The following is a 22,056-nucleotide window of genomic DNA, read 5'->3' as shown; positions in this document are numbered from 1 at the left end:
GTCCCGGGCCGCGACCGGATCGCCCGCGCCCAGGTGGGTCAGGCCGATCTCGCTCAGGGTGCTGGCCTCGGTGCACCGGTCTCCTTGCTGACGCAGGAGCGCGAGGGCCGCGGTGAGGTAGTGCATCGCGCAGTCGTGGTTGCCGGCGCGCCGGTAGGCCTCGCCCAGGTTGAGCAGGATCCCGGCCTCCAGCCGGATGTCATGTTCCTTCCTGGCCAGCGACAGCCCTCGCGTGAGGTGCTCGAGCGCCGGCTCGAGCCGTCCGGCGCGGGCATGCAGGCAGCCGATGTTGCTGAGTACCAAGGTGATCCCGTGCTGGTGTCCGTTCGCGGTGTGCACGGCGAGTGCGTGCTCAGCGACTTCGATGGCCTCGTCGTACCGGCGGAGCCGGCCCAGCGTGGCTGAGATGTTGCTGCGCACGTGGCCTTCGCCGCGCTGGTCGCCGCTGACCCGCGCCAGTGTGAGGGCGACACCGAAGTGCTCGAGGCCCTGTTCGTAACTGCGGGCGGCGAAGTGGGCGATGCCGAGGCCGCTGCGCATGAGGGCCTCGGTGGCCGGGTCGCCGAGGCGGATCGCGGCGGCCAACCCGTGGTGGTAGGCGAGGATCCGGTCGCGGTGGTGGCCGCGGGACTCGAAGTAGCCGGCGAGGAGGTAGCACATCCGCCACGCCACGGGGTCGTCCGCGTGGTGCAGGACGGCCATCAGGTTGGTGTGCTCGGCGTCGAGGAACGCCAACGCGGCCGGGCGGTTGGCCGGGAACGGAATGTCCACATCGGACTCTAGGGTCACCCGGTCGCGGGCCGGATCGAGGATGGCGTTGGCGGCGTGGGTGATCGCCAGGTACCAGTCGAGCAGGCGGGTCTGCGCCGCGGCCGTGCTGTCCGGTGGTTCTTCCGCGTGGGCGCGTTCGGCGGCGTAGAGCCGGATCAGGTCGTGGAAGCGGTGGCGGTTGGCGCCCTTGTCGGTGATCAGGTGGGCGGCGGCCAGCTCGTCGACGGACCGGCGGGCGCTGCCGAACGGGACGCCGGCGAGGGTCGCGGCGAGGTGGGTGGTGAAGCTGGTGCCCGGGTGCGGGCCGAGCAGGCGCAGCAGCCGGGCCGCGGGCTCGCTCAGCGACTGGTAGGCGCTGGCGAACACGGCGCGCACGCCGGGCGACTCGCCGTCGAGGGCCAGGGTGTCGAGCCGGTCCGGGCCGGAGAGCTCGGCGACCAGGTCGGCGACGGGCCGGTGCGGCCGGGCGGCGAGCTTGGCCGCGGCGATCCGCAGTGCCAGCGGCAGGCGGTCGCACAGGTCGGCCAGCTCCGCCGCGGCGCCGGCCTCCCGGTCGACGCGCTCGGGGCCGAGGATCCGGCCGACCAGGTCCAGCGCCTCGGGCGCGCTGAGCATGCCGAGGTCGACGGCGTGCACCGCGTGATGCACGGCGAGGGCCGCGAGCTGCCGGCGGCTGGTCACCAGCAGCCGGCTGCCCGGGCCGGTGGGCACCAGCGGCAGGACGTGGTCGGCGGTGCCGGCGTTGTCCAGCACCACCAGGATCCGCTTGTCGTGCACCAGGGTCCGGTACAGCGCGGTCTGGTCGGGAACCTCGGCGGGAACGCGGTCGCCGGGCACCCCGAGGCCGCGCAGCGCGTGGGTCAGCACCGCGGCCGGGGTCAACGCGGTGTCCGGGTCGTGCCCGCGCAGGTCGACGAACAGCTGACCGTCCGGGAACCGGTTTCGGGCCTGGTGTGCCCACCGCACGGCGAGCGCGGTCTTGCCGGCGCCGCCGGTGCCGCGGATCAGCAGGACCGGCTCGGTCGCGCGGGCGAGCCCGGTCAGCTCGGCGGCGCGGCCGGAGAAGTGCCCGGCCGGGGGCGGGAGCTGCGCGGGTACCGGGGCCGCGGGCACCGGCCGTGCCGGCTCGATCGCCGGCTCGAGGCCCGGGTCGTGGCGCAGGATCGCAGTGTGCAGCGCACGCAGCCGCGGGCCGGGGTCGGCGCCGAGTTCGTCAGCCAGCCGGGCGCGCAACCGCTCGTAGCGCTCCAGCGCGTCGGCCACCCGGCCGCACCGGTAGAGCGCCAGCATGTGCAGGCCTACCAGGCGTTCCCGGCCGGGCCAGGTGGCGAGCAGGCGCTCCAGCTCGTCGACCGCGGTGGCGTGCCCGCCCCGGTCCAGCTCGCCCGCCCACAGGTCCTCGAGGGCGCTCACCCGCAGCTCGGTCAGCCGCTCCACCTCGCGGGCCGCCCACCCGTCCACCACGCCGGCGATGCCCACCTCGGCCCGCCACAGCCCGAGGGCCGCCCGCAGCCGGTCCGGCGCCGCGCCGGGCTCAGTGCGGGCGAGCCGGACCGCGTCCTCGAACCGCAGCGCGTCCACCCGGTCCCGGCCGACCGCCAGCAGGTAGCCGGGCTCCCGGGCGAGCAGCACGTCCCCGGACCCGCACGTCCGCAGCGCCTGCCGCACCCGGGTGACGTGGCTCTGCAGCGTGCGCACCGCGGTCCGCGGCGGATCCTCGCCCCACAGCGCGTCGATCAGCCGCGCCCTGGCCACCACGCTGCCCGCGTTCAGCGCCAGCAGCGCGACCAGTGCCCGCTGCCGCACCCCGACCAGTTCGGCCGGCCCAGCCGGGCCGGTCACCTCGACGGGACCGAGCAGGCGTATGTCGACCCCAGCTCCCATGGCCGTTCCCTCCGCCCGCCGCGAAAGGGTAGACCTGAGCGTTCGGTTATCGGACGGCTATTGGGGCAGCCGGCCGGTCAGCGATCGTCGACAACTCGGGAATGTTGACCTCCGGTCGTGGGTCGACTCGGGTGGTGGGTCACCGCACCGCTAGCTCATGCGTTGCCGTCGAAGAGGCTGGTCACCGAGCCGTCCTCGAAGACCGCCTGGATCGCCCGGGCGAGCAGGGGCGCGATGGAGAGCACGGTGAGGCCGGGGAACTGCTTGGACTCCGGGATCGGCAGCGTGTTGGTGAAGATGACCTCGCGGGCACCGCACTGGGACAGCAGTTTCGGGGCCGGGCCGGACAGCACGCCGTGGGTGGCGGCGATGACCACGTCGGCGGCGCCCTCCTCGAGCAGCTGGTCCACCGCCTTGGCGATGGTGCTGCCGGTGTCGACCATGTCGTCGATCACCACGCAGAGCCGGCCGCGCACGTCGCCGACCACCCGCTTGGCGACGACGTCGTTGGGGCGCAACGGATCCCGGGTCTTGTGGATGAACGCGATGGGCCGGCCGCCGAGGTCGTCGGCCCACTTCTCGGCGAGCTTGGTGCGACCGGCGTCCGGGGAGACCACGGTGATGTCGGCATCGCCGTAGTGCTCGGCCACGTGCGAGGCCAGCAGGGTCTGGGCCAGCAGGTGGTCCACCGGGCCGTCGAAGAAGCCCTGGATCTGCGCGGTGTGCAGGTCCACGGTCATGATCCGGTCGACGCCGGCGGTCTTGAACAGGTCGGCGACCAGCCGCGCGGAGATCGGCTCGCGGCCCTTGTGCTTCTTGTCCTGCCGGGCGTACGGGTAGAACGGCATGATCGCGGTGATCCGCTTGGCGGACGCCCGCTTCAGCGCGTCCACCATGATCAGCTGCTCCATCACCCACTGGTTGATCGGCGCGGTGTGGCTCTGGATCACGAACGCGTCGGTGCCGCGCACCGACTCCTCGAACCGCACGAAGATCTCGCCGTTGGCGAAGTCGTAGGCGGACTGCGGGGTGATGCCGATGCCGAGGTGCTTGGCCACCTCCTCGGCGAGCTCGGGGTGGGCCCGGCCGGACAGGAACATCAGGTTCTTCTTGGGGGTCCCCGACTTCGCGATCATGGTGATCATCCCTTGCCGTCCGTGTCCGTCCCCGCCTGTTCATTCTCACCGGCCTGCTCGTCCAGCGCGCGCTGCGCCGCCTCCGCCGCCGCCGTGCCCTGCCGGTGCTTGAGCACCCACCGGTCCAGGATCCGTTGTGGCCCACCGGAAACCGCGAGCGCACCAGGTGGGACGTTGCGCCGGATGACCGCTCCCGCTCCGGTGTAGGCCCCGTCCCCGACGCTCACCGGCGCCACGAACATGTTGTCCGAGCCGGTGCGCGCGTGCGACCCGACCACCGACCGGTGCTTGGCCACGCCGTCGTAGTTGACGAACACGCTGGCCGCGCCGATGTTCGTGTAGTCGCCGATGGTGGCGTCGCCGACGTAGGACAGGTGCGGCACCTTCGAGCCGGTCCCGATCTGCGAGTTCTTCACCTCGACGAACGTGCCGATCTTGCCGCGCTCGCCGAGCACGGAACCGGGCCGCAGGTACGCGAACGGGCCGACGCTCGCCCCCGGGCCGATCTCGGCCTGGCTGCCGTGCGTGCGGATCACCTGCGCGCCCGCGCCGACCACGGTGTCGGTGAGCGTGGTGTCCGGACCGATCGTGGCACCCTCGCCGATCCGGGTGCTGCCGTGCAGCTGCACCCCGGGCTCGATGCGCGCGTCCCGGGCCAGCTCGACGCCGGCGTCCAGCCAGGTGGTGGCCGGGTCGACCACCGTGACCCCGGCCCGCATCCAGCCCTCGACCAGCCGCCGGTTGTACTCCGCGCCCACCGCGGCGAGCTGCACCCGGTCGTTCACGCCCTGGACCAGCCACGGGTCCGGGCACACCAGCGCGCCCACCCGGTGCCCGTCGCCGCGGGCGATGCCGACGACGTCGGTGAGGTACAGCTCGCTCTGCGCGTTGTGCGGGGTCAACCGGGCGAGCGCGTCGGCGAGCACCTCCGCGTCGAACACGTACATGCCGGCGTTGAACTCGTTGATGGCCAACTGCTCCGGCGTCGCGTCCCGGTGCTCGACGATCGCGTCGAGCGAGCCGTCGGCGGCGCGCACGATCCGGCCGTAGCCGGTGGCGTCGTCGACGACGGCGGTCAGGACGGTCACCGCGGACCCGGCGTCGTGGCCGGACAGGAGCGCCGCGAGGACCGCGGTGTCCAGCAGCGGCACGTCTCCGTTGCACACCAGTACCGCTCCGGTGAGATCCGGCGGAAGCACCGACAGGGCGCAGGAGACGGCGTGACCGGTGCCCCGCTGTGGCTCCTGGACGGCGACCTGGATCGTCCTGCCGGTGTCCTTCGCGACGTCGCCGAGATGCGTCTCGACCGCCGCGCGGCCATGACCCGCCACCACCACGAGGTGGTCCGGGTCAAGCGGGGCGCACGCCCTGACCACGTGCTCGACCAAGGAGCGGCCGGCGATCTCGTGCAGCACCTTCGGTTTCGCGGAACACATGCGGGTACCCTCGCCCGCCGCCATGATCACCACTGTCAACGGCGTTGGACGGCTCGGGCCGGTCGCGTCCACCGGCATCAGGCTGCTCCCAGTCTTGTCTCGGCTACCACGGTGGACCGATCCTACGTGCAGGTGATGTGCTCCTTCCGGGTCCCGGGGATGAGGCCGTCCAAAGGCGACGGGCACCCGACTGACGGCCGGCGGCCCGCCCGTTCGGCCCGCTCCGGCCCGGTTCCTGCCCGCTGTCCCGGCGGCACGGCTGTTTCAAGATCACCTGGGTGGTTGCTGTTGCTGATGGGACTGTGGTGACGCCAGGTATTCCAGTGGCTCCGAAGTCGTGCGATGAATGCGTCCTTCCTCGCGCTGGGCGTGAGGAAGGACGCATTCCTCGCATTCACTCCACAGTGGACACTGAGGTGTCGCGCGGCTCCAGCACCACCGGCACGCCACCGGCCTCGGGTAGCACCGCCCGAGGCGCTGCTCAAACGATCTTGAAACGGCCCTGGCCCGGGCGGCCGGCACCGAATGGGCGACGCGTACTACCGCGAGCGCGGGCAAGAGGAGATGCACTCGCCAGGAGCATCGGCTGCTGCCAGTACCTCGAGGTGAAGTTGCTGATGGAAGCCGATCACAGCGTGCAGTCGATGACGGACGTGCGGGTCGAGGAGTTTCGCGCCGCGGTGCCGGAGGCCGGGCGGCTGGCGGACGCCACGTTCACCGACTGCCGGTTCCACTGCGCTCGTCACGACGCCAACCTGAGCGTCATCGCCCGGCTGAGCGGTGAGGGCGGCGGGAATCTGGTGGACGACTACGACCTGTCCATCTGATCGCGCCGGTCACGTGCCGTCCGGCAGCGCCCAGGACGGGTCCGTGGTGACCGTGGTCAAGGTCGTCGCGGTCAGGCTGTCCAGGTTGTGCGTGCCGGTGGTGCCGGTGCTGGGCGCGGCGGACACGACGCCGTTGCCGCCCTGGCGTTTGGCCTGGTACATGGCGGCGTCGGCGCGGGCGAGGGCGCGGGTGGCGCTCTCCTGCGGGCGCAGCGTCACCACGCCGACGGACAGGGTGACGCCGTGCGAGAGGTCGTGCGGCAGCGCGGCGACCGCGTTCACCGCGCGGTTGAGCGCGTTCTCCGCGGCGTGCAGCGGCGCGCCGGGCAGCAGCGCGATGAACTCGTCGCCGCCGTAGCGGGCGACCATGTCGTTGCCGCGCAAGGTGTCCCGCAGGGTGGAGGCGATCACCCGGAGCACGTCGTCGCCCTCGGCGTGCGACATCTGGTCGTTGACCACCTTGAACCCGTCCAGGTCGACCAGGGCGATGGCCAGCGGGTGGTTGGCCGGGGCGGCGACCAGGCTCTCCAGCCGCTCGTCCAGGGCGCGCCGGTTGGCCAGTCCGGTCAGCGGGTCCTGCATGGCCTGCCGCTCCACCGTGCCGTGCCGGCGGGAGAGCCGCTCGTGCTCGCGGCGGGTGGTCAGCGTGGTGATCCGGGACTCGCGCATGGCCCAGAGCTGCTCCTCGAGCTCCGTGGCGTAGTGCTCCAGCGCGTTGGTGGTGCGCTCGCCGCCGTCGGTGCCGGACAGCCGGGCGAACTCGCGGATCAGGCACAGGCGCAGGGTCCGCTCGGAGGCGTCGTGCAGCCGCTCGCGGGCGTCGCCCAGCACCTTCACGGCCTGCTCGGTGTGCCCCTCGGTCTCCAGGCAGCGGGCCAGCGCGATGGACACCAGGATCAGGTCCCGCGGGTAGAGCGGGACATCGATCAGGTTCTCCAGCCGCGCGGTGTACATCGTCGAGGAGTGGGCCAGCGCGTGCGCGGCGCTGACCACCGGGTTGTCGGACAATGCCGGCTCGAGCGCCTCCACCGCGACGGCGATCGAGGCCGCGGTGGTGAACTGCTTGATCGCCTGCGAGGTCTCGCCGATCCGCTCCAGCCGCAGCCCCCAGCTCAGCAGCAGCCGGGTGCGGTTGACCAGGTGCATGGAGATCATCTGCGGGCCGCCGCTGTCCTTGATGTAGCGGTGCGCCCGCTTCATCACCAGGTCCGCGCCCTCGTACACACCGAGCTGGGTGAGCACCTGGCCGATGTCCATCAGGGTCTCGGCCATCAGCACGTCGGAGGTGCGCCGGCCGAGCACGGTGTCCGGGGTGATCTCCTCGTCGAGCAGCGCCAGCGCCACCGCCACGTCGGACAGCGCCTTGTCCTCGGCGCCGACCAGCAGCTGCCGGCGGCCCCGCAGGGCGTGCGCATCCGCTTGCAGGACAACGAGTCCGTGCCGTTTGGTGTGCGCGAGCAGCTCGTCGAGCAAGAGCTCGGCGGAGTCGGCCAACTCGCCGTCGGCGTCGGCCACCCGGATCACGATGGCCGCGCGCAGTAACTGGGCGACCATCCGCGGCTCGCCGCGATGCTGTGCCTCGGCCAGCAGCCGGTCCAGCTCGTCGGTCCGGCGCTGCTTCTCGTCCAGCTCACCGCTGGTGGACGTGGGCAGCAGCTCACGCGCGCGACCCACGAGCCAGGCGTCCGACCGCTCGGCGGGCGCGGGAAGCACGGTGTCATCACCGACCCCCTGGAGGGGGCCCGCCCCCTCCACGCCGTCGTCCCGCTCGCCGTCGTTCACGCTCGCGATCCACCCCTTGTTGAGGCCGGCTGTCGTCTGCGTCGTCGTCATGGTTCTCCCGCACCGCACATCCCCGCTCCGCCGCCAGGATTCGAACCTGAACCATCAGAACCAAAATCTGAGGTGCTGCCTTTACACCACGGCGGATCACATTCTGGGTTGCGGATGCCGGGATTCCTCTCCCTGTCTCCCGCACCCAGCAAGACATCGTGGCACGACCACCCTGCGCAGGTCAGCACCGCCCGCACGATTGGTTCGCAGCGCGTCCAATCGGGTGTTACTGAAATCACACTCCGTGAGTCGTGAATGCGTTGCGTTACTGCATGGTTTCAGTGAGTTTCTCCCGGTGCCGGGGTGGCGGCGGGTGAGATTGCCGCCGGGTATGGCGCGGGCTCCGTGGGTATACCTACGCTGTCGTAAGTTAGGTCGGCCTTAGTAGAGAGCCATGAGGTTTCGGATGACCACAACCCTCGATGAGCAGGTTGCAACCGACACGCGCGGTCCCAAGCCGGTGATCACGGGGCAGCGGAACGCGGCCACGCAGATCGCGGTGTACATCTTCATCCTGGTGCCGTTCGCGGCGCTGATCGCGGCCGTGCCGTTCGCCTGGGGCTGGGGCCTGACCTGGGTCGACGTCGTGCTCTTCGGGGCGTTCTACTGGCTGACGCTGCTCGGGGTCACGGTCGGCTACCACCGGCACTTCACCCACGGGTCGTTCAAGGCCAAGCGCGGCATGCGGATCGCGCTCGCCCTCGCCGGCAGCCTCGCCGTGCAGAGCCCGCCGATCACCTGGGTCGCCGACCACCGGCGGCACCACGCGTTCTCCGACCGGGAGGGTGACCCGCACTCGCCGTGGCTGTTCGGCACCTCGCCGTGGGCCCTGGCCCGCGGGTTCTGGCACGCGCACATGGGCTGGATCTTCGAGCGGGACGTGACGAACAAGGAGCGGTTCGCCCCGGACCTGATGGCGGACAAGGACATCGTCCGGATCAACCGGCTGTTCGTGCTGTGGACGACGCTCACCTTCGTGCTCCCGGCGGTGCTCGGCGGGTTGATCACCTGGTCCTGGTGGGGCGCGCTGACCGCGTTCTTCTGGGCCGGGTTCGTCCGGGTCGCCGTGCTGCACCACATCACCTGGTCGACCAACTCGATCTGCCACATGATCGGCGAGCGGCCGTTCGTGTCCCGGGACAAGGCGGCCAACTTCTGGCCGCTGGCGATCCTGTCCGGCGGCGAGTCCTGGCACAACCTGCACCACGCCGACCCGACCTGCGCCCGGCACGGCGTCAAGCGCGGGCAGATCGACATCTCGGCGCGGACGATCTGGCTGTTCGAGCGGTTCGGCTGGGTCTACGACGTGCGGTGGCCGACCTCCCAGCGACTGGCCAAGATCACCGCCGGAGCCGAAGTGACCGGGTGACACCTCCGGTCGGCCGGATCCGGATGACCGGCAAGGAGCGGCGCGAACAACTCCTTGACGTGGCGCGGTCTCTCTTCGCCGAGCGGGGGTTCGACGCCGCCTCGGTGGAGGAGATCGCGCACCGGGCCAACGTGTCCAAACCGGTGGTGTACGAGCACTTCGGCGGCAAGGAGGGGATCTACGCGGTCGTCGTGGACCGGGAGATGTCCGCTCTGCTGGGCCGGATGACCGCGGCGCTCGCGGAGGACGCGCATCCGCGTGCTCTCCTCGAGCGCGCGGCCCGGGCGTTGCTGGACTATGTGGACAGTTCGGCGGACGGGTTCCGGATCATGGTGCGGGATTCCCCGGTGGCCACGTCGACCGGCACGTTCGCCAGCCTGCTGTCGGACATCGCGAGCCAGGTCGAGCACATCCTCGCCGTCCAGTTCGATTCGCGGGGCTACGACCCGAAGTTGGCGGCGCTCTACAGCCAGGCGCTGGTCGGCATGGTGGCGCTGACCGGTCAGTGGTGGCTCGAGGCGCGTAAGCCGGAGAAGGACGAGGTCGCCGCGCACCTGGTCAACCTGGCCTGGAAAGGCCTATCCCACCTGGAAAAGAAGCCGACGCTCCGCGAACGCGGCTGAGCCCGGCTACCGTGCATCGAGAACCTCGTCGATCTGCTCCTCCGTGATCAGTGGAAGGTCGAGGCGCTCGAGAATCATGGAGATCCCCAGGCGGTTCGCGATGTTGTCCCGTTCCAGCCGATAGATCGACTCACTGTGGGAGGTCAGGATTTCCTTGACGTCCGTGACACAACCTTCCAGTGAGGTGATTCGACGCTCGTGAACTTTCAGCGTTGTCATGCGTTTCATCGTGGCTCCCCGGCGCGCCTCGGGTGGGTCGCACGAGGTTCTCTGTGGACAGATGGACTGCCTGTGGACAGATGGGCCATGACGGCCGTGGAGGACTTGACAGGTCGCGTCAAGCTCTCCTCGGCGAGGAACTTGTCGACCTCTTCATCCGAGACGTCGGGAATCCCGAAGTGATCCATGAGCCTGGCGAACCGGAGGTCACTCCGCACCACGAATCGGTTGATCTTGCGGAAATCGGCGCGGAAGTCGCGCTTGTGTTCTGGCATGGGTGCGAGTCTGGCAGCAGCGGGAGGGTGTTGGCGTGCGATCAGGCTGGGGTCACCCGAAGTAGTTTGTCCTTGTCCCCGTTGGTGGTTGTGAGGTAGAGGGCGCCGTCGGGGGCGGTGCGGGCGGCGCGGAGGCGGCCGTACTTGTCGTTGAACTCGGGTGGGATGTTGACCGAGGTGACGTTGCCGGGTTGGTCGAGGGTGAGGACGAGGAGCTTGGCGCCCTTGAGCGCGGTGATCACCAGTGCGCCGTCGAGGGTGCCCCACTGGGGGCCGGAGAGGAACGCGGCGGCGCAGATCGCCTCGGTGGTGTCGCCGGACTGCCACTTGGCCGGGACCGCGTCGGGGAACCGCTGCAGGTCGGTCATCGGGACGAACTCGTCGTAGTCGGTGGTGTTGGCGCCGCCGCGGGACGGGTCCCAGCCGTAGTTGGCGCCCGCCTTGAGCAGGTTGACCTCGTCGTTCTTGTCCGGGCCGTGCTCGGCGGTGAAGACCTGGTCGGTGTTCGGGCGGATGGCCACGCCCTGGAGGTTGCGGTGGCCGTAGGTGTAGACCGGCGAGCCGGGGAACGGGTTTCCGGCGGCCGGCTGGCCGTTGCTGAGGTAGACGCGCAACACCTTGCCGCCCAGGCGTTTCCGGTCCTGGGGGATGCGCGGGTCGGAGGCCGTGTCGCCGGTGCCGACGAGCAGCGCGCCGTCCGGGGCGAGGGTGGGCCGGCAGCCCGAGTGCCGGCCGCTCGGGTTCACCGGCAGGCCGGTGAGCAGCTCCTTCACCCGGGTGGCGACCTGCTCGTCGTCGGAGAGCTGCCAGGTGACCAGGCGGATGTCCTTGGCCTGGCCGTTCTCGGTGTGCGTCTGGCAGGTGGTGAACTGCCGGGTGACCCGGAAGTCGGGGTGGATCACCATGCCGAGCAGCCCGCCCTCGCCGCGCACCAGGATGTCCCCGGTGTCGGCCTTCAGCCGGGTGGCGGCCGCGCCGGGCTTTCCGTTGGACAGCAAGGTGAACCGGCCGATGCGCTCGGATACCAGGACCTTGCCGTCCGGCAGGAACCCGATGTCCCAGCCGTGCTGCAGGTCGCCGTAGACCTCTTCGACCTTGAACCCGGAGAACGGTGCCGCCGAGCTGGGGACGCTGACCTCGCCTGATGGGCCGGACGGGACCTGCCCCACCCCCGCGCTCGCCGAGCACGAGGAGAGCACGGTGATCGCGACGAACCACAGCGACACGTAACGCATGGCCCTCAGGATGCCCGTCCGGGCGTGGCACCGCTGTGTGATTCGTCCGGATAGGTTGGGTTTCGTGAGCGAGCATCTCAGGCTTGAGATCGACGGGGCGCTGGCCGTGCTGACCATCGACCGGCCGGCCAAGCGCAACGCGATGAGCTTCGAGATGTGGTCGGCGGTGCCGGCGCTGATGGACAAGGTCGCGGCCGAACCCGGAGTCCGGGCGCTGGTGATCCGGGGTACCGATCACTTCTCGGCCGGCGCCGACATCGGGGAGTTCGCCACGCTGCGGGCCGATGCCGAGGGGGCGCAGCGGTACAGCGGGGCGGTGCATGCGGCGGAGCGGGCCATCGCCGGTCTGGGCATCCCGACGATCGCGGCGATCAGCGGGAGCTGCGTGGGCGGCGGGTGCGAGCTGGCGCTGGCGTGTGACCTCCGGGTCGCCGCGCCCGGCGCGCGGTTCGGCATCACACCGGCCAAGCTCGGCATCGTCTACCACTTCACGTCCACCCGCCAGCTGGTCGGCGCCGTCGGGCCGGCGTGGGCGAAGCAGATCCTGTTCACCGGCGAGATCCTCGACGCGGCGACCGCGCTGCGCATCGGGCTGGTCAACGAGGTGGTGGACGATCCGGTGGCGCGGGCGTTCGCGCTGGCCGAGACCATCGCCGCGCGGGCCGAGGTGAGCGTGCGCGGCGCGAAGACGATCGTGAACCGGATCATCGACGGGCAGGTGGTCGAGGACGACGCGGTGCGGGCGCTCTACGTCGAGTCGGTCACCGGCGCCGACTACGCCGAGGGGGTACGGGCGTTCCTCGAGAAGCGCGCGCCGCGCTTCCCTGGGGGACACTGATGACCATGCGCAAACTGTCCCTGGACGCCGTTGCCCGCGAACAGTTGAAGATCGCCAACGAGGACGCCAGCCGGCGCAGCGCCAAGACCGTGTTCGGCGGCCACGAGCACGTGCTCCGGCAAAGCGTGATCGCCCTCGCCGAGGGCGCCGTCCTGGCCGACCACCTCAGCCCCGGCGAGGCCACCCTCCAGGTCCTCCGCGGCCGCATCCGCCTCAACGCCGGCAAGGACTCCTGGGACGCCCGCACCGGCGACCTCCTCGACATCCCCGACGGCCGCCAATCCGTCGAAGCCCTCGAACCCTCGGTGGTCCTCCTGACCGTCGCCAAACCCTGAAGACTGTTCGCCCAATCGTGTAGTGGCGGCACATCACGGGATGGCCGAAGACCTTGGCATGCCCGTGAAAGTGGGAGAGATGATCAAGACAATCGAAGCCGACGGCTGGTTCCTGGCTCGCATCAAAGGTAGTCACCGTCAGTTCCACCACCCGGTCAAGCCGGGGACGGTCACCGTGTCCGGCAAGCTGAGCACAGACTTGCCCATTGGGACGGAGCGAAGCATCCTGAGGCAAGCTGGTCAGTGGGAGGAAGGCGTGAGTACCTACGCGATCATCATCGAGCGCAGTGAGACCGGTAGCTACGGTGCATGGTGCCCGGATCTGCCCGGTTGTGTGGCCGCCGCTGATGACCAGGACGAATGCCTGCGGTTGATGAAGGAAGCAATCGAGTTCCACCTGGACGGGATGCGCCGCAACGGTGATCCCGTACCCGAGCCGAGCACGGTCGCCGCCACGACCTTCACCACCGCTGCCTGACTCCGAAAACCGTCTGACGGGGGTCGTAGGCTGGAGGGGAGAACCCCTCCCGTGGACTCGTCCTGGGCAGGGGTGTGTCCGCGTTTGGGTGAGGGGATAAGCCGTGACGTTGTCCGGTTTGCTGCACGCTGTACGCACCGGTCCCACGCTGGCGGCCCTGGTGGAGGCCGCGGGGGCGCCGGTTTTGGAGATCGAGGGGGCGCCGGCGGCGCGGCCGCTGGTGGTGGCGGCGCTGGCCACGAAGGTGCCGGTGCTGATGGTGACCGCGACCGGGCGGGAGGCCGATGAGCTGACCGCCGTCCTGGGGGACCTGCTGGGGGAATCCCAGGTGGCGGACTTTCCGTCCTGGGAGACGTTGCCGCATGAGCGGTTGTCGCCGCGGGCGGACACCGTGGGGCGGCGGCTGTCGGTGCTGCGGAGGCTGGCGCATCCGGGTGGCGAACCGCTGCGGGTGGTCGTTGCCACGGTGCGGAGTCTCATCCAGCCGATGGCGCCGGACCTGGGGGAGTTGGCGCCGGTGGAGCTGGAGCCGGGGGTGGAGGCCGACTTCGACGGGCTGATCGAGCGGCTGGTGGAGCTGGCCTACGCGCGCGTGGACATGGTGGAGAAGCGCGGGGAGTTCGCGGTGCGGGGCGGGATCGTCGACCTCTTCCCGCCGACCACGGAGCATCCGGTGCGGGTGGAGTTCTGGGGTGACGAGGTCAGCGAGCTGCGCGCGTTCTCCGTGGCGGACCAGCGGTCGCTGCCGGGCGACGTGGCGAAGCTGACCGCGCCGCCGTGCCGGGAGCTGCTGCTCACCGAGAGCGTCCGGGAGCGCGCCGCCGAGCTGGCCGGGCGGCACCGGGCGGACGCGCACCTGCACGAGATGCTGGACAAGCTGGCCAACGGGATCCCGTGCGAGGGCATGGAGGCGCTCATCCCGGCGCTCTGCGGCGGCGAGCTGCAGCTGCTGACGGACGTGCTGCCGCCGAATGCCCACGTGCTGCTGGCCGACCCGGAGAAGATCCGGACCCGGGCGCACGACCTGGTGCGCACCGGGCAGGAGTTCCTCGAGGCGTCGTGGATGGCGGCCGCGGGTGGTGGAAAGGCGCCGATCGACCTCGGTGCGTCGGCCTACCACGACCTCGCCGACGTGGCCGGGCACGCCCGGGAGACCGGGCGCCCGTGGTGGACGCTGTCCCAGCTGACCACGCCGGACGAGAACGTGGTGCGGCTGGACCTCACCCCGGTCGAGTCGTACCGGGGCGACGTGGCCCGGGCGTTCGCCGACCTGCGCGCGCACACCGCGACGGGGGGCGCCGCGGTGCTCGTGGTGCCCGGTGCGGGCACGGCCAAGCGCGCCGTCGAGCAGCTCGCCGAGGCGGACGTGGCGGCGGTGTGCGCCGAGCATGGCCTCGCCGAGGCGCCCAGGCCCGGTGTGGTCACCGTGGTCCGCGGCGCGCTGGAGGACGGTTTCGTCGCCCCGCAACGGGCCCTGGTGGTGCTCACCGAGGCGGACCTCACCGGCGGCCGGCATGGAACGTCCACCCGGGACCTTTCGGCGAAGATGCCGTCGCGGCGCCGCAACGCCGTGGATCCCTTGGCGCTCAAGCCGGGCGACTTCGTGGTGCACGAGCAGCACGGCATCGGCCGGTACGTGGACATGGTGCAGCGCACGGTGTCCGGGGCGACGCGCGAGTATCTGGTGCTGGAGTACGCGTCGTCGAAACGGGGTCAGCCCGGTGACCGGCTGTTCGTCCCGACCGACCAGCTCGACCAGGTGTCCCGCTATGTCGGCGGCGAGCTGCCCACGCTGAACCGGCTCGGCGGCTCGGACTGGAAGAACACGAAGGCCAAGGCGCGCAAGGCGGTCAAGCAGATCGCCGCGGAGCTGGTGCAGCTCTACGCCGCGCGGCAGGCCGCGCCCGGGCACCCGTTCGGCGCCGACACCCCGTGGCAGCGCGAGCTGGAGGACGCGTTCCCGTTCACCGAGACCCCCGACCAGATGGCCGCCATCGACGAGGTCAAGGCCGACATGCAGCGTGGCGTCCCGATGGACCGGGTGATCTGCGGCGACGTCGGCTACGGCAAGACCGAGATCGCGGTGCGCGCGGCGTTCAAGGCGGTGCAGGACGGCAAGCAGGTGGTGGTGCTGGTGCCGACCACGCTGCTGGCCCAGCAGCACCTGCACACGTTCACCGAGCGGATGCAGTCCTTCCCGGTCAACGTCAAGGGGTTGTCCCGGTTCACCCACGCCACCGACGCGGAGGAGGTGATCGAGGGGCTGGCCTCGGGCAAGGTGGACATCGTGATCGGCACGCACCGTCTACTTCAGACCGGCGTGCGGTACAAGGACCTCGGCCTGGTGATCGTGGACGAGGAGCAGCGGTTCGGCGTCGAGCACAAGGAGCACATCAAGGCACTGCGCACGCACGTGGACGTGCTGACCATGTCGGCCACACCGATCCCGCGAACCCTGGAGATGTCGCTGGCCGGCATCCGGGAGATGTCCACGATCCTCACCCCGCCCGAGGACCGGCACCCGATCCTGACCTACGTCGGCTCCTACGACGACCGGCAGGTGGCCGCCGCGGTCCGGCGCGAGCTGCTCCGCGACGGGCAGGTGTTCTACGTGCACAACCGGGTCGCCTCGATCGAGAAGGCGGCGCGGCGGCTGCGCGAGCTGGTGCCCGAGGCGCGGATCGTGACCGCGCACGGCCAGATGAACGAGGACCGGCTGGAGAAGGTCATCGAGGCGTACTGGGCGCGCGACAGTGACGTGCTGGTGTGCACCACGATCGTGGAGACCGGGCTGGACATCTCCAACGCCAACACGCTCATCGTGGAGCGCGGTGACCTGCTCGGTCTGGCTCAGCTGCACCAACTCCGCGGCCGGGTCGGGCGCGGCCGGGAGCGCGGCTACGCCTACTTCCTGTACCCGCCGGAGGCGCCGCTGACCGAGACCGCGCACGACCGGCTGGCCACCATCGCGCAGAACACCGAGCTGGGCGCCGGCATGGCGGTGGCCATGAAGGACCTGGAGATCCGCGGCGCCGGGAGCCTGCTCGGCGCCGAGCAGTCCGGCCACATCGCCGGCGTCGGCTTCGACCTCTACGTCCGGCTCGTCGGTGAGGCCGTCGAGGCGTTCCGCAAGCACGCCGGCGCCCCCGAGGTGGAGGACGAGGAGGAACTCGCCGAGGTCCGCGTCGATCTCCCGGTCGACGCGCACATCCCGCACGACTACGTCTCCGGCGAGCGGCTCCGGCTCGAGGCCTACCGCAAGATCGCCGCCGCCCGCGACGCCGGCGAACTCTCGGCCGTCCGCGAGGAACTGAACGACCGCTACGGCGCCCCGCCGCTGCCGGTGCAGCGCCTGTTCGCCGTCGCCACGTTCCGCCAGACCTGCCGGCACTACGGCGTCACCGAGGTCACCCTCCAGGGCAACCTGCTCCGGATCAGCCCGCTGGTGCTTCGCGACTCGCAACTCGTCCGGCTGAAGCGTCTCTACCCCAAGGCAATGCACAAGGCCGTCACCAACACGATCTCCGTGCCCCGTCCGACGGAAGGCGCGGCAGGCGGCCGGATCGGCGCGCCCGTGCTGCGTGACCAGGAGCTGATCGACTGGTGCACCAATCTGCTCCAGACGTTGGTGACGACGCCCGCGCCGGTCGGTTAGCGGGCGTCCAGGTCCTGGAGCGCCTGGGTGGCCGCCCGGACGAACTCGCGCAACGGCTCCGGGTCGAACACCAGGTCGAAGCCGCTCGTCTCCTCACCGCAGTGGAACTCCGCGTCGGTGCGGCCGTTGACGCTGTAGCTGATCGCGGCACCGTCGCGGATCGCCACCCAGGCGCCGACCTTCACAGTATTTCGGTTGAACATGAACCGACCGTAGGTTGGTTACCGTAACCTGTCAAACTGACTGGTACCGTATCGGCCGTTCTGACAACTATCCTGAGAGGACGAAGCATGCCACCCGCGTCACCGACGGTCGCGACCTGGGAGCTTGCCCTGCGACTGCGCGAACGTCGCGCCCAGCTCGGCATCGAGGTGGACACCATCACCGAGGCGCTCGGCTTCACGCGCAACTACTGGTCCGCCGTCGAGAACGAGCGCCGGATCCTCGCCGCCGACAAACTCGTGGCCCTCCTCGACCTCTTCGAGTTCGACAAGGACGAGCATCGCGAGCTGACCGAGCTCCGCGAAGCCGCCAAACGACGCGGCTGGTGGTCGAACTACTCCGGCCTGTTCAGCACCGAACTCCAACGCTTCTTCGGCCTCGAACACGGCGCCCAGACCATCCGCACGTACGAGAGCCTGATCATCCCGGGCCTTCTCCAGACCGAGGCCTACGTCCACGCCATGATCTCCGCCGACATCGCGGTTCGCCAGGTCGAAGTCGACCAGCGCGTTGAGGTCCGGATGCGGCGGCGAGACCGGCTCACCACTGATGAGCCGCTCCACCTCACCGCCGTCATCAGCCAAGCGGCGCTCGTACAGCAGACCGGTGGCCCCACCGTCCTCCGCGAGCAGCTCAAGCACATGGCATCGATGATCGAAAAGTATCCCGACACCATCGATGTCCGGGTGATTCCCTTCACCGCTACCGCCTGCGGCCTCTTCGGTGCCTCAACGTTCCACTTGATCGACTTCGAGAGCCCGAAGCTACCCACACTGGCTTGGCAGGAGACCGTCACCGCCGCCGGCATCATCGACGATCCGATCCAGGTGCGGGACCTCTCGCTCACCTACGGTGAGGCACTCCGGCGTACCCTGAACGCACAGGACTCGCTGCGCCTGATTCGTCGAAGCGCCAAGGAGTTAGCATGATCGACAACACCGCCGTGGCGCCCCGGGAAGGCTGGTTCACAAGCAGCTTCAGCAACGGCTCCCAAACCTGCGTCGAGATCAAGTTCACCGACGCCACGGTCCTCATCCGCGACACCAAGGACCGCGGCCCAACGATCTCGGTGACCTCCGCCGGCTGGAGCGCCTTCGTGAGCACCCTCACGACATAGGCGGTTCGGTCAGTAGATCATGTACCGCTCAGCCTCTTGCCACGTCACGTACGTGGGCCGTTGCCCGGTCTGGAGGTATTCCTCTATCGCGCGTCGGAGATGGCCGACGGGAATCGCGGCCCCGGGCGGAAAGTCGGTGCCTGCCTCTGGGTCGAAGAGGAGATCGGGTGGCTCGGTGGTGGGTTGCGGATTGCGAGTGATCCATGCCCAGTTATCGGGATTCCGGAAGTAGCCCGCGCCCCATCCGCGGTTGACCGTCACCACCAGAACGCTCCTACTGGATCGTCCGCGCTGAGGGGGAATCGTGACGTCTTCGGCGTACACGATGTGCATCGTGCCGAGCCCGTCTCCATCGTCGAACAGGGCGGCGTCGATCAACTCGGGGAACTCATGGCGCCGGTAGACCCGGCGTCCAGCCTCGGGCTCCCTCAGGGTTGCGGCCTCTCCCGTGGCCACTGCCGTCATGTCGCCGCCCCTTCGTACGAAACCGACACCATCCGGCCGTCCTGGTCCGACCACCACAGAACCATCGTGGTACCAACCGGCAGGATTGCCCGGACCACCACAGCGCAAGTGTAAGGGTCGTCGGCCTGATCCTCTTGCTCGCCGCACGGGCCTTTCCGGTGGTTGATGACCAGGACCGCGTACGTGATCTTGTTTTGTCGAAGCCAGACGGCGGCCTTGGCCTCCACATGCGACGCCGCAGGGTGCGATGCTCCCCTACGAGGTTGGTCGACTGGAGCCGCCGCGAGCAGTTTCTTGGCCTCGACCCACAGTGCGTCGGGATCGTCCCGGCTGCCTTGCCCGCTGGTCAGCTTCTGGTAGCGACGCCGTCGGCGAAGAGCCAGCCGTTGGTCTTGGTCTTCGGTTGCCGTGTTGGCAGGTTGTCGACGATTCCTCGGGCCCAGGTGGCGTCGGTGGCGGCGGCTTTGAGGTCGGGTGGGCAGCTGTCGGGGGTGGAGGCTTCGGCGGCGGCCCAGGCGGGCTTGATGTCGCAGGCGAGGCGGCCGCAGCTGACCATCCACCAGTTGAGGAGGAGCAGTGAGCCGATGATGGCAACGGCCAGGCCAGCGGCGGTGATGAGCAGCCGCATCGGGCTCAGCATGGATCTGGTCGACATCGGCGGAGACCCCCAGAGCGTGGTGATGTTGCGTAGTCAAAACGCTACTGAGCGGAGTGAGGGACAAGCAATCACCCGGCTGAGGGGTCGTGAGTGGAATGGTTGCGACGTCAACTATGTTGTCGTGACTATGCAGTTCGGAATCTTTTCGGTTGGAGATGTCACGCCGGACCCGACGAACGGGCGGGAGCCGACGGAGCACGAGCGGATCACGGCGATGGTGACCTTGGCGCTCAAGGCGGAGGAGGTCGGGCTCGACGTGTTCGCCACCGGGGAGCACCACAACCCGCCGTTCGTGCCGTCGTCGCCGACGACCATGCTGGGCTACGTCGCGGCGCGGACCAGCCGGTTGGTGCTGTCGACGGCGACCACGCTGATCACCACGAACGACCCGGTCAAGATCGCTGAGGACTACGCGATGTTGCAGCATCTGGCCGGTGGGCGAGTGGACCTGATGCTGGGCCGGGGGAACACCGGGCCGGTGTACCCGTGGTTCGGGCAGGACATCCGAATGGGAATCCCGCTGGCGATCGAGAACTACGCGCTGCTGCACCGGTTGTGGCGGGAGGACGTGGTGGACTGGGAGGGACGGTTCCGCACGCCGCTGCAGTCGTTCACCTCGGTGCCGCGGCCGCTGGACGGGGTGCCGCCGTTCGTGTGGCACGGGTCGATCCGAAGCCCGGAGATCGCCGAGCAGGCGGCCTACTACGGCGACGGGTTCTTCGCCAACCACATCTTCTGGCCGAAGGAGCACACCCAGCGCATGGTCGGGCTCTACCGGCAGCGGTTCGAGCACTACGGCCACGGCCGTGCGGACCAGGCGATCGTGGGCCTGGGCGGGCAGGTGTTCATGCGCCGCCGGTCGCAGGACGCGGTCAGCGAGTTCCGGCCGTACTTCGACAACGCGCCGGTGTACGGGCACGGGCCGTCGCTGGAGGAGTTCACCGAGCAGACGCCGCTGACCGTGGGCAGCCCGCAGCAGGTGATCGACCGGACGCTGGGCTTCCGTGAGTACGTCGGTGACTACCAGCGGCAGCTGTTCCTCGTCGACCATGCCGGGTTGCCGCTGAAGACCGTGCTGGAGCAGCTGGACATCCTCGGCGAGGAGGTCGTTCCCGTGCTGCGCAAGGAGTTCGCCGCCGCACGCCCGGCTCACGTGCCCGACGCGCCCACCCATGCCTCGCTGAAGGTGGCGGCGGAGACCGTGCCGGTGTCCCGCTGAGCCGTCGCCTCCGAATTGACAGAACTGCGCCAATATTGCCCGGAACAAGGTCCGCTGATGAGGCGGGCGTTGACCGATCCGAGATGGCGGACCGACAATCCGGTCGCTCGACAATTGTCTAATTGATCGAGAAACTGGAGGGTCCATGAAATTTCAACCGGTTCTGGTCACATCACTCACATTGATCGGATTGGTGGCGTTCGCACCGTCGCCGGCCGCTGCTGCGCCCACCGGCGGGTCGACATCGGACTACCTGGCCAGTGCGGATCCCGTGGTTCTCGCAAACCAGGAAGTTCTGATGGGTTTCAAGTCCTGGCTCATCGAGGTACCAGGAATCTTCGGCGCGGGTTTTGTCGAGTCGGCGAACTATGCGGAGCCGAAATCCACAACGCTGCTCTGGGCCGGAACATCGACCTTGCAGGGTGCGGTGATCGCGGAAGGGGCTAGACGCGGGATCACCGTGACGATCAAGCCGGTCAAGTATTCGCGCAGGCAGTTGCAGGACGGCGTCGACAAGCTGTGGGCCAGCGCCAGCAGTCCGGCCTGGGACGGGTTCGTCATCACCTCCGTTACGGCAACGGACCTGAATCAGGACGGGCTGGCCGTACAGGGCCACTACCGCAGCGCACCGGACGAATCTTCTCTCGCGGCGCGCCTGGCGGCGACCCAGCAGGTCGCCACCGGGGTGTCCGCGCTGGTGACCGGGGTCTCCATCGCGCCGGAACCGACCTTGTACGTCACCAGGTCGACGGATTTCGCCCCGTTCAACGCCGGTGGCATGATGCGTGGCGCGAACGGCACGGGCTGCTCGAGTGGTTTCGCGATCTGGCTCGGTGGGGTCGCCCGGACCACCACGGCGCGGCACTGCACGAGCACGCCGTACCGTGCCTGGGACGCCTCGGCCAACTCCTATGGCACGACGGTCACGACGACTCCGGGTTCCGGCGCGCGGGTGCTCACCGCCGGCGGCTTCTACTGGATGTTCGACGGGGCGTGGAATGACCCGAATGGCTACCACAAGACGGTCGTCGGATTCGCCGATCTTTCGGTGAACGACTGGGTGTGCACAAGCGGCGCCAACTCGGGCGTGCACTGCGGAATCCAGGTCGACCACCTGCTGATCAGCTTCAATGACGGGTTCGGTGCCTTCTGGACCATTCGTGGGAAGCAGCGCACGTCCGGCCAGATCGCCGGCGCCCAGGGTGACAGCGGCGGGCCGGTCCTGGTCCCGTATTCGAACAACAACTGGACGACCGTCGGGGCGGCGGGCATGATCCAGGGCAGCCTTGGCCCGCAGACGACCTCGTGCGGTTCCGTGCGCATCGGCGGAGTGTTCTGTTCCACCGAGATCGAGTTCTCCTCGACGCACACGATCGTGAATGAGCTCGGCGGCTCGTTGCGTACCGGTTAGTGATGCGACCCGGTCGGCCCGTCACCGCGACGGTGACGGGCCGACCGTCC

At 69.6% G+C, this 22,056-nt stretch carries 21 protein-coding genes and 1 tRNA gene; 11 read left to right on the top strand and 11 right to left on the bottom strand.

The window, feature by feature from the left end:
* The 3 genes from VGR06_RS37725 to glmU all read right to left on the bottom strand — a co-directional run.
* Positions 1-2,655: AfsR/SARP family transcriptional regulator (locus VGR06_RS37725; RefSeq protein WP_327564008.1), on the bottom strand; the 2,655-nt coding region annotated here is incomplete at its 3' end.
* A 155-nt stretch (positions 2,656-2,810) separates the two neighbouring features.
* Positions 2,811-3,791, bottom strand: a complete 981-nt coding sequence (locus tag VGR06_RS37720) for a ribose-phosphate diphosphokinase (protein WP_327564007.1) — start codon at positions 3,789-3,791, stop codon at positions 2,811-2,813.
* Positions 3,792-3,796: 5 nt separating this feature from the next.
* Positions 3,797-5,305 carry a bifunctional UDP-N-acetylglucosamine diphosphorylase/glucosamine-1-phosphate N-acetyltransferase GlmU gene (glmU, locus tag VGR06_RS37715; RefSeq protein WP_327564006.1) on the bottom strand — a complete coding sequence of 503 codons (1,509 nt, stop codon included), beginning with the start codon at positions 5,303-5,305 and terminating at the stop codon, positions 3,797-3,799.
* Positions 5,306-5,844: 539 nt separating this feature from the next.
* Here glmU and VGR06_RS37710 point away from each other — a divergent pair.
* Positions 5,845-6,054 carry a hypothetical protein gene (locus tag VGR06_RS37710; protein ID WP_327564005.1) on the top strand — a complete coding sequence of 70 codons (210 nt, stop codon included), beginning with the start codon at positions 5,845-5,847 and terminating at the stop codon, positions 6,052-6,054.
* 9 nt (positions 6,055-6,063) lie between these two features.
* Here VGR06_RS37710 and VGR06_RS37705 read toward each other — a convergent pair whose 3' ends face one another.
* Entirely contained in the window at positions 6,064-7,887 is a 1,824-nt protein-coding gene (locus VGR06_RS37705; RefSeq protein WP_327564004.1) for a GGDEF domain-containing protein, read from the bottom strand.
* Between the two features lie 25 nt (positions 7,888-7,912).
* A tRNA-Gln gene (locus VGR06_RS37700) sits at positions 7,913-7,983 on the bottom strand.
* A 310-nt stretch (positions 7,984-8,293) separates the two neighbouring features.
* Here VGR06_RS37700 and VGR06_RS37695 point away from each other — a divergent pair.
* On the top strand, positions 8,294-9,256 hold the full coding sequence (locus VGR06_RS37695) for an acyl-CoA desaturase (protein ID WP_327564003.1): 963 nt from the start codon (positions 8,294-8,296) through the stop codon (positions 9,254-9,256).
* Between the two features lie 23 nt (positions 9,257-9,279).
* Positions 9,280-9,879, top strand: coding sequence for a TetR/AcrR family transcriptional regulator (locus tag VGR06_RS37690; protein ID WP_327564012.1), 600 nt, complete (start codon positions 9,280-9,282; stop codon positions 9,877-9,879).
* Positions 9,880-9,885: 6 nt separating this feature from the next.
* Here VGR06_RS37690 and VGR06_RS37685 read toward each other — a convergent pair whose 3' ends face one another.
* Positions 9,886-10,107, bottom strand: a complete 222-nt coding sequence (locus VGR06_RS37685; protein ID WP_327564002.1) for a hypothetical protein — start codon at positions 10,105-10,107, stop codon at positions 9,886-9,888.
* A 307-nt stretch (positions 10,108-10,414) separates the two neighbouring features.
* Positions 10,415-11,608: a PQQ-dependent sugar dehydrogenase gene (locus VGR06_RS37680; RefSeq protein ID WP_327564001.1), complete on the bottom strand. Its 1,194-nt coding sequence runs from the start codon at positions 11,606-11,608 to the stop codon at positions 10,415-10,417.
* Positions 11,609-11,672: 64 nt separating this feature from the next.
* Between VGR06_RS37680 and VGR06_RS37675 the strand changes: the two genes are divergently transcribed.
* From VGR06_RS37675 to mfd, 4 genes are all read left to right on the top strand, one after another.
* Positions 11,673-12,446, top strand: a complete 774-nt coding sequence (locus VGR06_RS37675; RefSeq protein ID WP_327564000.1) for an enoyl-CoA hydratase/isomerase family protein — start codon at positions 11,673-11,675, stop codon at positions 12,444-12,446.
* Positions 12,447-12,451: 5 nt separating this feature from the next.
* Complete coding sequence (locus VGR06_RS37670; protein ID WP_327563999.1) at positions 12,452-12,781, top strand: cupin domain-containing protein; 330 nt, start codon at positions 12,452-12,454, stop codon at positions 12,779-12,781.
* Between the two features lie 79 nt (positions 12,782-12,860).
* Positions 12,861-13,259, top strand: coding sequence for a type II toxin-antitoxin system HicA family toxin (locus VGR06_RS37665; RefSeq protein ID WP_327563998.1), 399 nt, complete (start codon positions 12,861-12,863; stop codon positions 13,257-13,259).
* 109 nt (positions 13,260-13,368) lie between these two features.
* On the top strand, positions 13,369-16,914 hold the full coding sequence (gene mfd, locus VGR06_RS37660; RefSeq protein WP_327564011.1) for a transcription-repair coupling factor: 3,546 nt from the start codon (positions 13,369-13,371) through the stop codon (positions 16,912-16,914).
* Here the strand turns inward: mfd and VGR06_RS37655 are convergent.
* The gene (locus VGR06_RS37655; RefSeq protein WP_327563997.1) at positions 16,911-17,117 is read right to left on the bottom strand and encodes a hypothetical protein; all 207 of its coding nucleotides are present in this window, start codon (positions 17,115-17,117) and stop codon (positions 16,911-16,913) included. The two genes, mfd and VGR06_RS37655, sit on opposite strands and share 4 nt — an antisense overlap.
* An 87-nt stretch (positions 17,118-17,204) precedes the next feature.
* Between VGR06_RS37655 and VGR06_RS37650 the strand changes: the two genes are divergently transcribed.
* Positions 17,205-18,065, top strand: a complete 861-nt coding sequence (locus VGR06_RS37650) for a Scr1 family TA system antitoxin-like transcriptional regulator (RefSeq protein WP_327563996.1) — start codon at positions 17,205-17,207, stop codon at positions 18,063-18,065.
* On the top strand, positions 18,062-18,253 hold the full coding sequence (locus VGR06_RS37645) for a DUF397 domain-containing protein (protein WP_327563995.1): 192 nt from the start codon (positions 18,062-18,064) through the stop codon (positions 18,251-18,253). Before VGR06_RS37650 ends, VGR06_RS37645 begins: the two co-directional genes overlap by 4 nt.
* 9 nt (positions 18,254-18,262) lie before the next feature.
* Here the strand turns inward: VGR06_RS37645 and VGR06_RS37640 are convergent, their stop codons facing one another.
* Genes VGR06_RS37640 through VGR06_RS37630 form a run of 3 tightly spaced genes read right to left on the bottom strand, consistent with a single transcriptional unit; the run spans position 18,263 to position 19,373 of the window.
* On the bottom strand, positions 18,263-18,718 hold the full coding sequence (locus VGR06_RS37640; RefSeq protein WP_327563994.1) for an Imm1 family immunity protein: 456 nt from the start codon (positions 18,716-18,718) through the stop codon (positions 18,263-18,265).
* The gene (locus tag VGR06_RS37635) at positions 18,715-19,008 is read right to left on the bottom strand and encodes a DddA-like double-stranded DNA deaminase toxin (RefSeq protein ID WP_327564010.1); all 294 of its coding nucleotides are present in this window, start codon (positions 19,006-19,008) and stop codon (positions 18,715-18,717) included. The genes VGR06_RS37640 and VGR06_RS37635 overlap by 4 nt, the downstream gene beginning before the upstream one ends.
* Before the next feature lie 56 nt (positions 19,009-19,064).
* Positions 19,065-19,373 (bottom strand): hypothetical protein, encoded by a 309-nt coding sequence (locus VGR06_RS37630; RefSeq protein WP_327564013.1) that lies wholly within the window; start codon positions 19,371-19,373, stop codon positions 19,065-19,067.
* 130 nt (positions 19,374-19,503) lie between these two features.
* Here VGR06_RS37630 and VGR06_RS37625 point away from each other — a divergent pair, with 130 nt between their 5' ends.
* Both VGR06_RS37625 and VGR06_RS37620 read left to right on the top strand, forming a co-directional pair.
* Positions 19,504-20,595, top strand: coding sequence for an LLM class flavin-dependent oxidoreductase (locus tag VGR06_RS37625; protein ID WP_327564009.1), 1,092 nt, complete (start codon positions 19,504-19,506; stop codon positions 20,593-20,595).
* Positions 20,596-20,893: 298 nt separating this feature from the next.
* Positions 20,894-22,006, top strand: coding sequence for a hypothetical protein (locus tag VGR06_RS37620; RefSeq protein WP_327563993.1), 1,113 nt, complete (start codon positions 20,894-20,896; stop codon positions 22,004-22,006).
* The last annotated feature ends 50 nt before the right edge of the window (positions 22,007-22,056 follow it).

The organism is Actinophytocola sp., assembly GCF_036002505.1.
In the GTDB taxonomy this organism is placed as follows: Bacteria; Actinomycetota; Actinomycetes; order Mycobacteriales; family Pseudonocardiaceae; genus DASYTH01.
This window is presented reverse-complemented; position numbering and strand designations above follow the sequence as displayed.